Source organism: Actinomarinicola tropica, assembly GCF_009650215.1.
Lineage (GTDB): Bacteria > Actinomycetota > Acidimicrobiia > Acidimicrobiales > SKKL01 > Actinomarinicola > Actinomarinicola tropica.
This window is the reverse complement of record NZ_CP045851.1, coordinates 273,070-285,178: the sequence shown is the minus strand read 5'-3', so window position 1 is coordinate 285,178 and position 12,109 is coordinate 273,070. Positions and strand designations below refer to the sequence as shown.

Here is a 12,109-nt window from a genome sequence, read left to right as displayed (position 1 = left end):
GGACCGACTGCCGGCCGTCGCGCGTGGTGGACCCGGTGACCGAAGCCGGCAGACCCGGACTAGCGGTTGGTGAGGGCGTTGCCCTTCGCCGGGGGCCGACCGTTGCCGAACGGCATCGGCAGGATCTCCACCGTACCCCCCGCACCGGTGATGGCTTCCTCGGCCGACTTGGAGACGGCGTGGGCCTTCACGGTGACGGCGCGGCTGATCTCGCCCCGGCCGAGGACCTTCACGAGCGACTTCTTGCCGACCAGGCCCTTGCCGTGCAGGGTCTCGGGGCTGACCTCGTCGAGGCCGCTCTCCTCGATCGTGTCGAGGTTGACGGCCTGGTACTCGACGCGGAACGGGTTCTTGAAGCCCTTGAGCTTCGGGATCCGCATGTGCAGCGGCATCTGGCCGCCCTCGAACCCGGCGGGGATCGTGCCGCGGGCCTTCTGGCCCTTCGTGCCGCGGCCGGCGGTCTTGCCGCCCTTGCCGGCGATGCCCCGGCCGACGCGCTTGCGGCGGCGGTTGGCACCCTCGGCGGGCTTCAGGTCGTGGATCTTCATGACGTCTCTTCCACGGTGACGAGGTGCGGGACCCGGGCGAGCATGCCGCGGATCTCCGGACGGTCGGGCAGGGTGTTCGTGCGGCCGATGCGGCCGAGGCCGAGCGCACGGAGCGTGCCGCGCTGCTTCGGCTTGGCGCCGATCGCCGAACGGATCTGGGTGACGACGAGCTCGGCCATGATCACGCGACCTCGGTGGGCTCGGGCGCCGGGCCCCGCTCGCTCTCGCGGTAGGCGCGCAGCAGGCCGCCGGGGACGAACTCCTCGGGGTCGAGGCCGCGCAGGCGGGCGATCTCGTCGGGGCGCTTCAGGTCCTGGAGGCCGGCGATGGTGGCCCGGGCGACGTTGATGTGGTTCGACGAGCCGAGCGACTTGCACAGCACGTCGTGGATGCCGGCCTCCTCGAGGATGGCGCGGGCGGCGCCACCGGCGATGACGCCGGTACCGGGGGCGGCGGGCTTCAGCAGCACGCGACCGGCACCCATGCGCCCGATCACCGGGTGCACGATCGTGCCGCCGGCGAGGGGCACGGTGAAGAGGTTCTTGCGGGCCTCCTCGGTGCCCTTCTGGATCGCGAGGGGCACCTCCTTGGCCTTGCCGTAGCCGAGGCCGACCCGACCGGCGCCGTCGCCGATCACCACGAGCGCGGTGAACGAGAAGCGGCGACCGCCCTTGACGACCTTCGCGACACGGTTGATGTCGATGACGCGGGACTCGCGCAGCTGCGCGTCGTTCGCGGCGTTCCTGTTCGTTGCCATCAGAACTCCAGTCCGGCTTCGCGGGCCGCCGCGGCGAGGGCGGCGATGCGGCCGTGGTAGATGAACCCGCCGCGGTCGAACACGACCTTGTCGACGCCGGCGGCCTTGGCCCGCTCGGCGACGAGCGTGCCGACCTTGGTGGCGGCGTCGACGTTGGACGAGCCCGACCGGAGGTCGGCCTCGTGGGTGGACGCGGCGGCGAGGGTGCGACCGCTGCGGTCGTCGATCACCTGCGCGGTGATGTGCCGGTTCGACCGGAACACCGCGAGGCGCGGCCGCTCGGCGGTGCCGAGGACCTTCTTGCGGACCCGGCGGTGCCGGCGGATCCGGGCCTCTCGCTTCTGCTTGGCGCTGTCGCTCATGTCAGTCTTCTCTGTCTCTTCGAGCCTGGCGTTACTTGGCGGTCTTGCCGGCCTTGCGCAGGACCCGCTCGCCCTCGTAGCGGACGCCCTTGCCCTTGTACGGCTCGGGCTTGCGGATCTTGCGGATGTTGGCGGCGACCTGGCCGACCGCCTGCTTGTCGATGCCGATGACGCCGATGGTCGTGGGCGAGGGCACCTCGAAGGTGACGCCCTCGGGGGCCTCGACGGTGACGGGATGGCTGAAGCCGAGGGCCAGCTCGAGGGCGTTGCTGCCCTTCGCCGTGGCGCGGTAGCCGACGCCGACGATCTCGAGGTTCTTGCGGAACCCCTCGCTCACGCCGGTGACCATGTTGGCGACGAGCGCACGGGTGAGGCCGTGGAGGGAGCGCACGCGGCGCTCGTCGACCTCGCGCTCGACGAGGAGGGTGCCCTCGTCCTGGCGGATCGTGATCGCTTCGGGGAGCTCGTGGCGGAGCTCGCCCTTCGGGCCCTTCACCGTGACCTGCCGACCGTCGATCGTGACGTCGACGCCGCTCGGGACGGGGATCGGGGACAAACCGATGCGGGACATGGAGGCCTCCCCTACCAGACGAAGCAGAGGATCTCGCCGCCCACGTGGCGCTGGCGCGCCTCACGGTCGGTCATGAGCCCCTGGCTGGTCGAGACGACGGCGACACCGAGGCCGCCGAGGACGCGCGGGATGCGGTCGGACTTCGTGTAGACGCGAAGCCCGGGCTTGGACACCCGCTTGATGCCCGAGATGATGCGTGCCCGCTCGGGCGAGTACTTCATGGTGACGGTGAGGGTGCGACCCGGACGGTCGGTGTTGTCCGTGGCCTCGAAGTCCTCGATGTACCCCTCCTTCTTGAGGAGCTCGGCGAGGGCCTCCTTCACCTTGGAGGAGGGCATGGAGACGTCGTCGTGCATCGCCGTGTTGGCGTTGCGCAGACGGGTCAGCATGTCGGCGATGGGATCGGTCATGGTCATCTGTCAGCCCTCCTCACCAGCTCGCCTTCTTCACGCCGGGGAGCTCCCCGGCGTGGGCCAGCTCACGCAGGCAGATCCGGCAGAGACCGAACTTGCGGAACACGGCGTGGGGCCGGCCGCAGCGGCGGCAGCGGGTGTAGGCCCGCACCTTGAACTTGGGGGTGCGCTGCGACTTGTTGATGAGCGCCTTCTTGGCCATTACTGCTGCCCCTCACGTCGGAACGGGAAGCCGAAGGCGGCGAGCAGGGCGCGTCCCTCGGCGTCGGACTGGGCGGTCGTCACGATGGTGATGTCCATGCCCCGGGTGACCTCGACCTTGTCGTAGTCGATCTCGGGGAAGATGAGCTGCTCGGTGACGCCGAAGGTGTAGTTGCCCCGACCGTCGAACGAGTTGGGGTTGAGGCCGCGGAAGTCGCGGATGCGGGGGATCGACAGGCTGATGAGCCGGTCGAGGAACTCCCACATGCGGTCGCCGCGCAGGGTGACCTTGGCGCCGATGGCGTTGCCCTCGCGCAGCTTGAACCCGGCGATCGACTTCTTGGCCCGGGTGACCACCGGCTTCTGGCCCGTGATGATCGAGAGGTCCTCGACCGCGCCGTCGAGCAGCTTCGCCTGGGCGACGGCGTCGCCGACGCCCATGTTGACGACGACCTTCTCGAACCGCGGGACCTGCATGACGTTGGCGAGTCCGAGCTCGTCCTTCAGCCGGTCGCGGACCTCGTCGTTGTAGCGCGCCTTGAAGCGCGGGATCGTGGTCGTGCTCACGACAGCTCCACCCCCGTGCGCTTGCAGATGCGGACCTTGTTGCCGGCGTCGTCGACCTTGTAGCCGACGCGGGTGGCCTTGCCGTCCTTCGGCGAGATCACCGCGACGTTCGAGGCGTCGATCGGCATGTCCTTGTCGATGATGCCGCCCTGCATGGTGGCCCGGGTCGGCTTCTGGTGCTTCTTCGCGACGTTGATGCCGTCGACGATGACCTTGCCCTCGGCGGGCAGGGCCCGGGAGACCACGCCCTCGCGGCCCTTGTCCTTGCCGGACAGGACCACGACGCGGTCACCCTTCTTGATCTTCATGGCGCCCATGTCAGAGCACCTCCGGGGCGAGCGAGACGATGCGCATGAACTTCTTGTCCCGCAGCTCGCGACCGACCGGGCCGAAGATGCGGGTGCCACGCGGCTGCATGGCGTCGTTGATGAGGACGGCGGCGTTCTCGTCGAAGCGGATGTAGGAGCCGTCGGGGCGACGCCGCTCCTTCTTCGTCCGCACGACGACGCACTTCACGACGTCGCCCTTCTTGACGGCGGCACCCGGCAGGGCGTCCTTCACCGTCGCGATGAAGACGTCGCCGATGCCGGCGTAGCGGCGGCGCGAGCCGCCGAGCACCTTGATGCACAGCACCTCCTTGGCGCCGCTGTTGTCGGCGACGCGGAGGCGGGACTCCTGCTGGATCATCGGGCACGCTCCAGGACCTCGACGACGCGCCAGCGCTTCAGCTTCGACAACGGGCGGGTCTCCTGGATCCGGACCCGGTCGCCGACGTTGAGGTCGTTGGTCTCGTCGTGGACGTACAGCTTCGACGTCCGCTGCACCGTCTTCGCGTAGCGCGGGTGGCGCGTGCGCTCGGTGACGGACACGACGGCGGTCTTGTCCATGGCGGTGGAGGTCACCAGGCCCTCGCGCACCTTGCGCGGGTTGGCTCGGGTGGTGGCCTCGGTGGCGGTGTTCTCGGCCATCAGGCCTTCTCCTCCTGGGCGAGCGCCTCGGCGGCGGCGATCTCTCGGGCCCTCAGCTCGGTGTTGACCCGGGCGACGTCCCGGCGCACCTGGCGCAGGCGGGCGTAGCTCTCGAGCTGCCCGGTGACGTGCTGGAACCGCAGGTTGAACAGCTCCTGCTTGGTCTCCGACAGGCGCTCGGCGAGCTCGGTGTCGGAGAGGTCGCGGAGCGACGACGACTTCGCCATGGCTAGAAGCCCTCCTGGCGCTCGACGAAGCGGGCCTTGATGGGCAGCTTCTGGATGGCGCGCTCGATCGCGGCACGGGCGATCGCCGGGTCGTGGTACGAGAGCTCGAACATGATCCGGCCCGGCTTCACGACGGCGACCCAGCGCTCCGGGTTGCCCTTGCCCGACCCCATGCGGGTCTCGGCCGGCTTCTCGGTGACGGGCTTGTCGGGGAAGACGTTGATCCAGACCTTGCCGCCACGCTTGATGTGGCGGGTCATGGCGATACGGGCGGCCTCGATCTGGCGGGCGGTGATCCACCCGGGCTCGAGGGCCTGGATCCCGTAGTCACCGAAGGTGACCGTCGTGGCCCCCTTGGCGGATCCCGTCATGCGGCCGCGGTGGTGCTTGCGGTGCTTGACCTTCTTCGGCATCAACATGTTCAGTCACCGTCCCCGGGGCGGAAGTGGGGGGTCTCGTGGTGCTCGCGCACCGAGCGCTCGATCTCCTCCTCCTCGGCGAGGAGGCGCTCGAAGTCGGGATCGGCCTCCTTGACGAGCGGCGCCGGCTCCTCGGCCTCGGCCTCGGGGGCCGGAGCCGGGGTCTCCTCCGGACGGCGGCGAGCGGCGGCGGACGACACGACCTTGCGGGGGCGACCCTCGCCGGCGGTGTCGCCGACGGCCATGGCCGCTTCCTTGCTGATCTTGTCCTCAGCCGTGGTCTTGTACGGCAGGATGTCGCCCTTGTAGATCCAGACCTTGACGCCGATGCGGCCGTAGGTGGTCTTGGCCTCGCGGAAGCCGTAGTCGATGTCGGCCCGCAGGGTGTGCAGGGGCACGCGACCCTCGTGGTACCACTCGGTGCGGGCCATCTCCGAGCCGCCGAGGCGGCCCGAGCACTGCACGCGGATGCCGAGGGCACCGGCCTTCTGGGCGTTCTGGACGGCGCGCTTCATGGCTCGGCGGAAGGCGACGCGGCCGGCGAGCTGGTCGGCGACGCCCTGGGCGATCAGCGCGGCGTCGAGCTCCGGCTGCTTGATCTCCTGGATGTTCAGCTGGACCTTGTTGTTGCCGGTGATCTTGGTGAGCCCGGCCCGCAGGCGGTCGGCCTCCGAGCCGCGGCGGCCGATGACGATGCCCGGCCGGGCGGTGTGGACGTCGACGCGCAGGCGGTCGCGGGTCCGCTCCACCTCGATGCGGCTGATCGCGGCGTGCGGCAGCTCGTTCATCAGGTAGTCGCGGATCTTCCAGTCCTCGATGACGAAGTCGGCGTAGTCGTCGCGGCCGGCGAACCAGCGCGACTTCCAGTCCGTGGTGACACCCAGGCGGAAGCCGTAGGGGTTGACCTTCTGACCCATTACTGATCCTTCTCGTCGGTGTCGGCGGCATCGGCGGCGTCGGTGTCGGTGTCGGTGGCGTCCTCGTCGGCCGCCGCTGCGGTGGCCTCCTCGTCGGCCGCGACCTCGGCGGCCTCGACGTCGGCCTCACCGGCCGCAGGCACCGGCGCGTCGGCCTCGAGCGCCGCCTCGGTGGCGTCGAGCTCCTCGGCCTCGGCCTCCGCCTCGGCGGCGGCGGCCGCCTCGGCACGCTCGGCCTTGTCCTGGCGGCTCTTGGCCACCCGGCGGGCACGGGCGTCGGCGGCGTCGGTGGCGGCACCCTTGGCCCGGGCGGCGCCCTGGCCGGAGCGAGCCTCGCGGGCGGCGTCCTCGGCGGCCCGGCGACGAGCGAGCTCGTCGGCGGGGAGCCGGCTGACGATCACCGTGATGTGGCAGGTGCGCTTGCGGATGCGGGTCGCCCGACCACGGGCCCGGGGGCGCCAGCGCTTGAGCGTCGGGCCCTCGTCGGCGTAGCAGGCGGAGACGAACAGCTCGTCGGACGGGATGTCGTCGTTGTGCTCGGCGTTGGCGATGGCCGAGTCGAGCACCTTGCGGATGGTGTCGGCGACGTCGCGCTCGGAGAAGGCCAGGATCTCGTCGGCCTCTCCGATGGTCTTCCCCCGGATGAGGTCGAGCACGACGCGGGCCTTGTAGGCCGAGACCCGCGCGTAGCGGTGCTGGGCCCGGGTGCCGGGGCGCTCGTTGGTCTTCAGGCCGGTCATCGGCGACCACCCCGCTCCTGGCCGGCGTGGAACCGGAACGTGCGGGTCGGCGCGAACTCGCCGAGCTTGTGCCCGACCATCGACTCGGTGACGTACACCGGGACGTGCTTGCGACCGTCGTGGACGGCGATGGTGTGGCCCACCATGTCGGGCAGGATCGTCGAGCGACGCGACCAGGTCTTGATGACCTTCTTCTCGCCCTTCTCGTTGAGGGCGTCCACCTTCTTGAGGAGGTGGTCGTCGACGAAGGGGCCCTTCTTCAGGCTGCGCGGCATGCCGATTACCTCCGGGAGCCGCGGGTACGCCGGCGGCGGACGATGAGCTTCTGGGATTCCTTGTTCTGATCGCGGGTGCGGCCCTCGGGCTTGCCCCACGGCGACACCGGGTGACGACCACCCGAGGTCTTGCCCTCGCCACCACCGTGCGGGTGGTCGACGGGGTTCATGGCCACACCGCGGGTCTGGGGCTTGACGCCCTTCCAGCGGTTGCGACCGGCCTTGCCGATCTTGATGAGCTCGTGCTCGGCGTTGCCGACCTCGCCCACCGTGGCCCGGCAGTCGATCGGCACGCGGCGCATCTCGGTGGAGGGGAGGCGCAGGGTGGCGAAGTCGCCCTCCTTGGCCACGAGCTGGACGCTCGAACCGGCGCTGCGGGCCATGCGGCCGCCCTGGCCGGGCTTGAGCTCGACGTTGTGGACGGTGGTGCCGACCGGGATGTAGCGCATCGGCAGGGCGTTGCCGGGGCGGATCTCGGAGCCCTGGCCGCTCTGGACCATGTCGCCGACCTTCACGCCCCGGGGGGCGAGGATGTAGCGCTTCTCGCCGTCGAGGTAGTGGAGCAGCGCGATGCGACAGGTGCGGTTCGGGTCGTACTCGATCTGGGCGACCTTGGCCGGCACGCCGTCCTTGGTGCGCTTGAAGTCGATGACGCGGTACTGCTGCTTGTGGCCACCGCCCTTGTGGCGGGCGGTCTTGCGGCCGTAGCTGTTGCGGCCGCCCGTGCGCTTCTTCGGGGCGAGCAGCGACTTCTCGGGGGTGTCGCGGGTGATCTCGGCGAAGTCCGAGACCGTCTGGAACCGGCGACCCGGGCTGGTGGGCTTGCGCTTGCGAAGTGCCATGGCAGTCGTTCCTAGGCTTCGAACAGGTCGATCGAGTCGCCCTCGGCGAGGGTGACGATCGCCCGCTTGGCGTCGGGGCGGGAACCGAAGGTGCCGTTGCGCCGGTTGCGGCGGCGCTTGCCCTTGCGGTTCAGGGTGTTCACGTTGGTGACGCGCACGCCGAAGATCGACTGCACGGCATCGCGGATCTCGGGCTTGGAGGCCGACGGCGCGACCTTGAACGTGTAGACGTTCTGGTCGAGCAGCGCGTACGACTTCTCGCTGACGATCGGCTCGATGATGACGTCGCGGGGGTCCTTCACTTCTCGGCTCCTTCGGCGTCCTCGGTGGACTCGGCGCCGGGCAGCGTCGCCGAGGTGAAGACGACCCAGTCGTTGCAGAGGACGTCGTAGGCGTTGAGCTCGGCGACGTCGATGAGCTGGACCTGGGGCAGGTTGCGGAAGCTCTTCCAGGCGACCTCGTCGGCGTCGGAGAGGACGACGAGCGCCTTGCCCTCGATGCCGAGGCCGGCGAGCGCCGACACGGCGGCCTTCGTGCTCGGCGTGTCCATGTCGAAGCCCCAGTCGTCGACGACGACGACGCGGTCCTCGGCGGCACGGTCCGACAGAGCGGAGCGGAGGGCGAGCTTGATCATCTTCTTCGGGGTCCGCTGCGCGTAGCTGCGGGGCTTCGGCCCGAGGGCCACGCCGCCGCCTCGCCACTGCGGAGCCCGGATCGAGCCCTGGCGGGCCCGGCCGGTGCCCTTCTGCTTCCAGGGCTTGGCGCCGCCGCCGCGCACCTCGGCGCGGGTCTTGGTGCTCTGGGTGCCGGCGCGCCGGGCGGCGAGCTGGGCGGTGACGACCTGGTGCATGACCGGGACGTTCGGCTCGATGCCGAAGATCTCGTCGGCGAGCTCGACGGTGCCGCCGTCCTTGCCGCCCGGGTTCTTCACGGTGACGGTTGCCATCAGTTGCCACCCTTCACGGCGTCGCGGATGAGGACCAGGCCGCCCTTGGGACCGGGCACCGACCCCTTGACGAGCAGGAGGTTCCGCTCGGCGTCGGCCTGCACGACGGTGAGGTTCAGGGTCGTGACCTTCTCGTTGCCCATGCGGCCCGCCATGCGGGTGCCCTTGAACACCCGGGCCGGCGTGGCGCAGGCGCCGATGGCACCGGGGGCACGGTGGATGCGGTGGGCGCCGTGGCTGGCCTTCTGGCCGGCGAAGTTGTGGCGCTTCATGACGCCGGCGAAGCCCTTGCCCTTGCTGACGGCGGTCACGTCGACCAGCTCGCCCTGGGCGAGGACGTCGACGGTGAGCTCCTGGCCGATCTCGTACTCCGAGACGTCGTCGAGGCGCAGCTCGACCAGCTTGGCGCCGGGGTCGACGCCGGCCTTGTCGTAGTGGCCCGTGAGGGGCTTGTTGACCTTGCGGGAGTTGCGCTGGCCGAAGGTGACCTGGAGGGCGCTGTAGCCGTCGGTCTCCGGTCGCTTGACCTGCACGACGCGGCACGGCGCGACCTTGACCACGGTGACGGGCACGACGCGGTTGTCGTCGTCCCAGACCTGGGTCATGCCGACCTTCTCGCCGACGATTGCCTTGTTCGCCATTGCGGCTGTGTCCTTGTTCGTTCGAACGTGCGTGTTCGGTTGGGTGCGTGAGACGGTCGTCGTCCGACGGATGGCCCCGTGCCCGAGGGCGGAGGGCAGCGCCGTCGTCCGTTCACGCGAGCGCTCCGCCCGGGATGTTCCCGGCGGAGCGCCGTTTCGGTTGTGCCGTGCGGTTCCCGAAGGCCTGCACGGACGTCAGTTGACGTTGGGTGGTGCGAAGAGCGAACTGAGCGTGTCCGGGGCGTGGGCCCCTGGGGACACGAAGAGGAGATGATAGCCACCCCTCCGCACGCTTTCCAATGCGGACGTTCAGCGAGTGCGGACAGGTCCCGGTTCGGCGGCCCACTCCTCCTGCTGGGTCAACCAGAACATGTACCCGAGCGCCGGGACGACGGTGAGTGCGGCGGCGCCGAAGACCCAGAGCAGCGCCTGGAGCGTGGCTCGCGCCCCGGCCCCCTCGGCGATCTCGACCTCCTCGACCAGGATCCAAGGATACTGGCCGACGCCCCAGCCGACGACGATCGCGGCGACCGCCACCACGGCGGCCGCCCGGGCCCACCCGAACCGACGGATCCACAGGAGCCACAGGGCCGTGATCCCCGCGACGGCCGACCCGGCGACGAAGGCGGCCCCGCGACCCTGGAGACCCTCGGCCAGGGTCTCGGCGTCGGCGCGCAGCACGACCACCGCCGCCAGGGCCACGGCCCCGGTGACGAACCCGGCCACGAGCGTCCGGGACCGCAGGCGTTCGGCGAGCTCGAGGTCTCCCCCGCGCTCCGCCTCGGCGGTGAGGAAGCTGCCGGCGAGGAACGCGCAGCTGAGCACCGCCAGCACGCCACCGACGATCGACGTCGGCCCGGTCCAGGACCGCCAGGCATCCCCGTAGCCCTCGACCGGCACCCGCCCGGACGCCACCGCGCCGGCGACGGCGCCGAGGAAGAACGGCGTGATCACCGACGACGTGGCGAACAGCACCCCGTAGAGGCGCGCCTCGTCGAGGGTGGCCGCGAACTTCCTGAACGCGAAGCCCGATCCCCGTAGCACGATGCCGAGGGCGGCGACGGCGAGCGGCACGAACAGCGTCGTCATGATGGCGGCGAACGGACCCGGGAAGCCCGTCCAGAGGAAGACCAGGACGTAGATGAGCCAGACGTGGTTCGCCTCCCACACCGGCCCGATGCTGTGATCGACCAGCGTGCGGATCCTCGCCCCGCGGCTGGCGTCGCCGGCGGTGAGGTCCCAGAAGCCCGAGCCGAAGTCCGCGCCGCCGAGCACCGCGTACAGCACCACGCCGAGGAACAGGACGGCGGCCACCGCCGCCTCGAGCGTCACGTCCGCACCGCCTGGGGGCCGTAGGGGGTGGGCAGGTCGAGCGCCTCGCCGTCCCTCCACCGCCGGGCCATCGACCGCAGCACGAGGACCGCGGCGACCGTCAGTCCGATGTACACGACGACGATCGCGACGAGGGTGACCCACAGCCCGTGGCTCGTGCTCGCGGCGTCGGCGGTGCGCAGGACCTCGTGCACCACCCACGGCTGGCGGCCGACCTCGGTGGCCACCCATCCCGCCTCGACGGCCAGCGCGGCGAGCGGCCCGGCGGCCACCGCGGCGCGCAGGAACCAGCGCGACCGCGACCAGTCGCGCCCGCGCCGTCGACCGAGCCAGTGCACGAGGACGAAGGCCGCCAGCGCCGTGCCGATGGCCACCATCAGCTGGAACGCCCAGTGGGTGACGTTCACCGGCGGGCGGTCCTCCTCCGGTACGACGTCCAAGCCCGGCACCTCCCCGTCGAGGGAGTTGGTCGCGAGGATCGAGCCCAGGAGCGGGATCTCGATCGCATAGCGGGCCTCACCGTCGATCAGCAGGCCTCCGAGACGCAGCGGCGCCCGCTCCTCGGTCTCGGTCGCCAGCTCGAAGGCCGCCAGCTTCGCCCGGTTGGCGGCCGGCGACCTGCTGGCCGAGCACGTGGCCGATGAGCGGCTGGACGAGGGCCGCGACGCTGGCGAACGCGAACGGGACGATGAACCCGAGCCGGTGGTGCTCGTCGCGGCGACCCCGCAGCATGCCGGCGGCGTACACCCCGGCGACGGAGAAGCCGACGACCATGAACGTCGCCACCCACATGTGGGCGAACTGGCCGAGGACGGCGTCGTTGAACATCGCCCGCCAGGGGTCCACGTCCACCACCTCGCCGCCCTCCAGGCGGAAGCCCGCCGGGTCGTTCATCCAGGCGTTCACGGCGAGGATGCAGAACGTGCCGACGAGTCCGGCGACCGCGATCGGCACGAGCAGGCGGTAGTGGACGACCCCGGGCAGACGCCCCCACCCGTACAGGTAGATGCCGACGAAGATCGCCTCCATGAAGAAGGCGATGCCCTCCAGCGCGAACGGGAGGCCGATGACGTCGCCGTAGGGCCCCATCAACCCGGGCCACAGCATGCCCATCTCGAACGAGAGGATCGTCCCCGACACCGCCCCGATGGCGAAGAGCACGGCCGCGACCTTGGACCACCTCTTCGCCAGCCCCAGGGCGACCTCGTCGCCCTGGCGCACCCCTCGGCGGTGGACGACCCAGATCATCGCCGGGAACGCCACGCCGAAGCAGGCGAGGATGATGTGCCACCCGAGCGAGAACGCCATCTGCATCCGGGCCGGGAGCAGACCGGGCGGCTCGGCTGTCGCGACGGCCTCGAGCGCGGCAAGGATCATCGAGCC

General features: G+C 70.7%; 23 protein-coding genes. All 23 read right to left on the bottom strand.

Annotation, left to right across the window (positions count from 1 at the left end):
* Positions 1–59: 59 nt before the first annotated feature.
* Positions 60–548, bottom strand: a complete 489-nt coding sequence (gene rplO / locus GH723_RS01455; protein ID WP_153757987.1) for a 50S ribosomal protein L15 — start codon at positions 546–548, stop codon at positions 60–62.
* Entirely contained in the window at positions 545–727 is a 183-nt protein-coding gene (gene rpmD / locus GH723_RS01450) for a 50S ribosomal protein L30 (RefSeq protein WP_153757986.1), read from the bottom strand. Before rpmD ends, rplO begins: the two co-directional genes overlap by 4 nt.
* 2 nt (positions 728–729) lie before the next feature.
* Positions 730–1,305 carry a 30S ribosomal protein S5 gene (gene rpsE / locus GH723_RS01445; protein ID WP_153757985.1) on the bottom strand — a complete coding sequence of 192 codons (576 nt, stop codon included), beginning with the start codon at positions 1,303–1,305 and terminating at the stop codon, positions 730–732.
* On the bottom strand, positions 1,305–1,667 hold the full coding sequence (gene rplR / locus GH723_RS01440; protein WP_153757984.1) for a 50S ribosomal protein L18: 363 nt from the start codon (positions 1,665–1,667) through the stop codon (positions 1,305–1,307). The genes rpsE and rplR overlap by 1 nt, the downstream gene beginning before the upstream one ends.
* A 31-nt stretch (positions 1,668–1,698) precedes the next feature.
* Positions 1,699–2,238, bottom strand: coding sequence for a 50S ribosomal protein L6 (gene rplF, locus GH723_RS01435; protein WP_153757983.1), 540 nt, complete (start codon positions 2,236–2,238; stop codon positions 1,699–1,701).
* An 11-nt stretch (positions 2,239–2,249) separates the two neighbouring features.
* Positions 2,250–2,654: a 30S ribosomal protein S8 gene (gene rpsH, locus GH723_RS01430; protein WP_153757982.1), complete on the bottom strand. Its 405-nt coding sequence runs from the start codon at positions 2,652–2,654 to the stop codon at positions 2,250–2,252.
* A 13-nt stretch (positions 2,655–2,667) separates the two neighbouring features.
* Positions 2,668–2,853, bottom strand: coding sequence for a type Z 30S ribosomal protein S14 (locus tag GH723_RS01425; protein ID WP_153757981.1), 186 nt, complete (start codon positions 2,851–2,853; stop codon positions 2,668–2,670).
* Positions 2,853–3,419 (bottom strand): 50S ribosomal protein L5, encoded by a 567-nt coding sequence (rplE, locus tag GH723_RS01420; protein WP_153757980.1) that lies wholly within the window; start codon positions 3,417–3,419, stop codon positions 2,853–2,855. The genes GH723_RS01425 and rplE overlap by 1 nt, the downstream gene beginning before the upstream one ends.
* Complete coding sequence (gene rplX, locus GH723_RS01415; protein ID WP_153757979.1) at positions 3,416–3,736, bottom strand: 50S ribosomal protein L24; 321 nt, start codon at positions 3,734–3,736, stop codon at positions 3,416–3,418. Before rplX ends, rplE begins: the two co-directional genes overlap by 4 nt.
* Before the next feature lies 1 nt (position 3,737).
* Complete coding sequence (gene rplN / locus GH723_RS01410) at positions 3,738–4,106, bottom strand: 50S ribosomal protein L14 (RefSeq protein WP_153757978.1); 369 nt, start codon at positions 4,104–4,106, stop codon at positions 3,738–3,740.
* Positions 4,103–4,387, bottom strand: a complete 285-nt coding sequence (gene rpsQ, locus GH723_RS01405; RefSeq protein ID WP_153757977.1) for a 30S ribosomal protein S17 — start codon at positions 4,385–4,387, stop codon at positions 4,103–4,105. The genes rplN and rpsQ overlap by 4 nt, the downstream gene beginning before the upstream one ends.
* Entirely contained in the window at positions 4,387–4,614 is a 228-nt protein-coding gene (gene rpmC, locus GH723_RS01400) for a 50S ribosomal protein L29 (RefSeq protein WP_153757976.1), read from the bottom strand. The genes rpsQ and rpmC overlap by 1 nt, the downstream gene beginning before the upstream one ends.
* A 2-nt stretch (positions 4,615–4,616) precedes the next feature.
* Positions 4,617–5,033, bottom strand: coding sequence for a 50S ribosomal protein L16 (gene rplP, locus GH723_RS01395; protein WP_153757975.1), 417 nt, complete (start codon positions 5,031–5,033; stop codon positions 4,617–4,619).
* Between the two features lie 2 nt (positions 5,034–5,035).
* Entirely contained in the window at positions 5,036–5,950 is a 915-nt protein-coding gene (gene rpsC / locus GH723_RS01390; RefSeq protein WP_153757974.1) for a 30S ribosomal protein S3, read from the bottom strand.
* Positions 5,950–6,690, bottom strand: a complete 741-nt coding sequence (rplV, locus tag GH723_RS19145) for a 50S ribosomal protein L22 (RefSeq protein ID WP_153757973.1) — start codon at positions 6,688–6,690, stop codon at positions 5,950–5,952. The genes rpsC and rplV overlap by 1 nt, the downstream gene beginning before the upstream one ends.
* Complete coding sequence (gene rpsS, locus GH723_RS01380; protein WP_153757972.1) at positions 6,687–6,965, bottom strand: 30S ribosomal protein S19; 279 nt, start codon at positions 6,963–6,965, stop codon at positions 6,687–6,689. The genes rplV and rpsS overlap by 4 nt, the downstream gene beginning before the upstream one ends.
* 5 nt (positions 6,966–6,970) lie before the next feature.
* Positions 6,971–7,807, bottom strand: coding sequence for a 50S ribosomal protein L2 (gene rplB, locus GH723_RS01375; protein ID WP_153757971.1), 837 nt, complete (start codon positions 7,805–7,807; stop codon positions 6,971–6,973).
* Positions 7,808–7,818: 11 nt separating this feature from the next.
* Positions 7,819–8,109, bottom strand: coding sequence for a 50S ribosomal protein L23 (rplW, locus tag GH723_RS01370; protein ID WP_153757970.1), 291 nt, complete (start codon positions 8,107–8,109; stop codon positions 7,819–7,821).
* On the bottom strand, positions 8,106–8,753 hold the full coding sequence (gene rplD / locus GH723_RS01365; RefSeq protein ID WP_153757969.1) for a 50S ribosomal protein L4: 648 nt from the start codon (positions 8,751–8,753) through the stop codon (positions 8,106–8,108). Before rplD ends, rplW begins: the two co-directional genes overlap by 4 nt.
* A complete protein-coding gene (rplC, locus tag GH723_RS01360) occupies positions 8,753–9,394 on the bottom strand; it encodes a 50S ribosomal protein L3 (protein ID WP_153757968.1) in 642 nt (213 codons plus the stop codon). Before rplC ends, rplD begins: the two co-directional genes overlap by 1 nt.
* A gap of 309 nt (positions 9,395–9,703) precedes the next feature.
* Entirely contained in the window at positions 9,704–10,726 is a 1,023-nt protein-coding gene (locus GH723_RS01355) for a cytochrome d ubiquinol oxidase subunit II (protein ID WP_153757967.1), read from the bottom strand.
* Complete coding sequence (locus GH723_RS18985; protein WP_267471355.1) at positions 10,723–11,304, bottom strand: cytochrome ubiquinol oxidase subunit I; 582 nt, start codon at positions 11,302–11,304, stop codon at positions 10,723–10,725. Before GH723_RS18985 ends, GH723_RS01355 begins: the two co-directional genes overlap by 4 nt.
* Positions 11,243–12,103, bottom strand: a complete 861-nt coding sequence (locus tag GH723_RS18980) for a cytochrome ubiquinol oxidase subunit I (protein WP_267471327.1) — start codon at positions 12,101–12,103, stop codon at positions 11,243–11,245. Before GH723_RS18980 ends, GH723_RS18985 begins: the two co-directional genes overlap by 62 nt.
* Between the last annotated feature and the right edge of the window lie 6 nt (positions 12,104–12,109).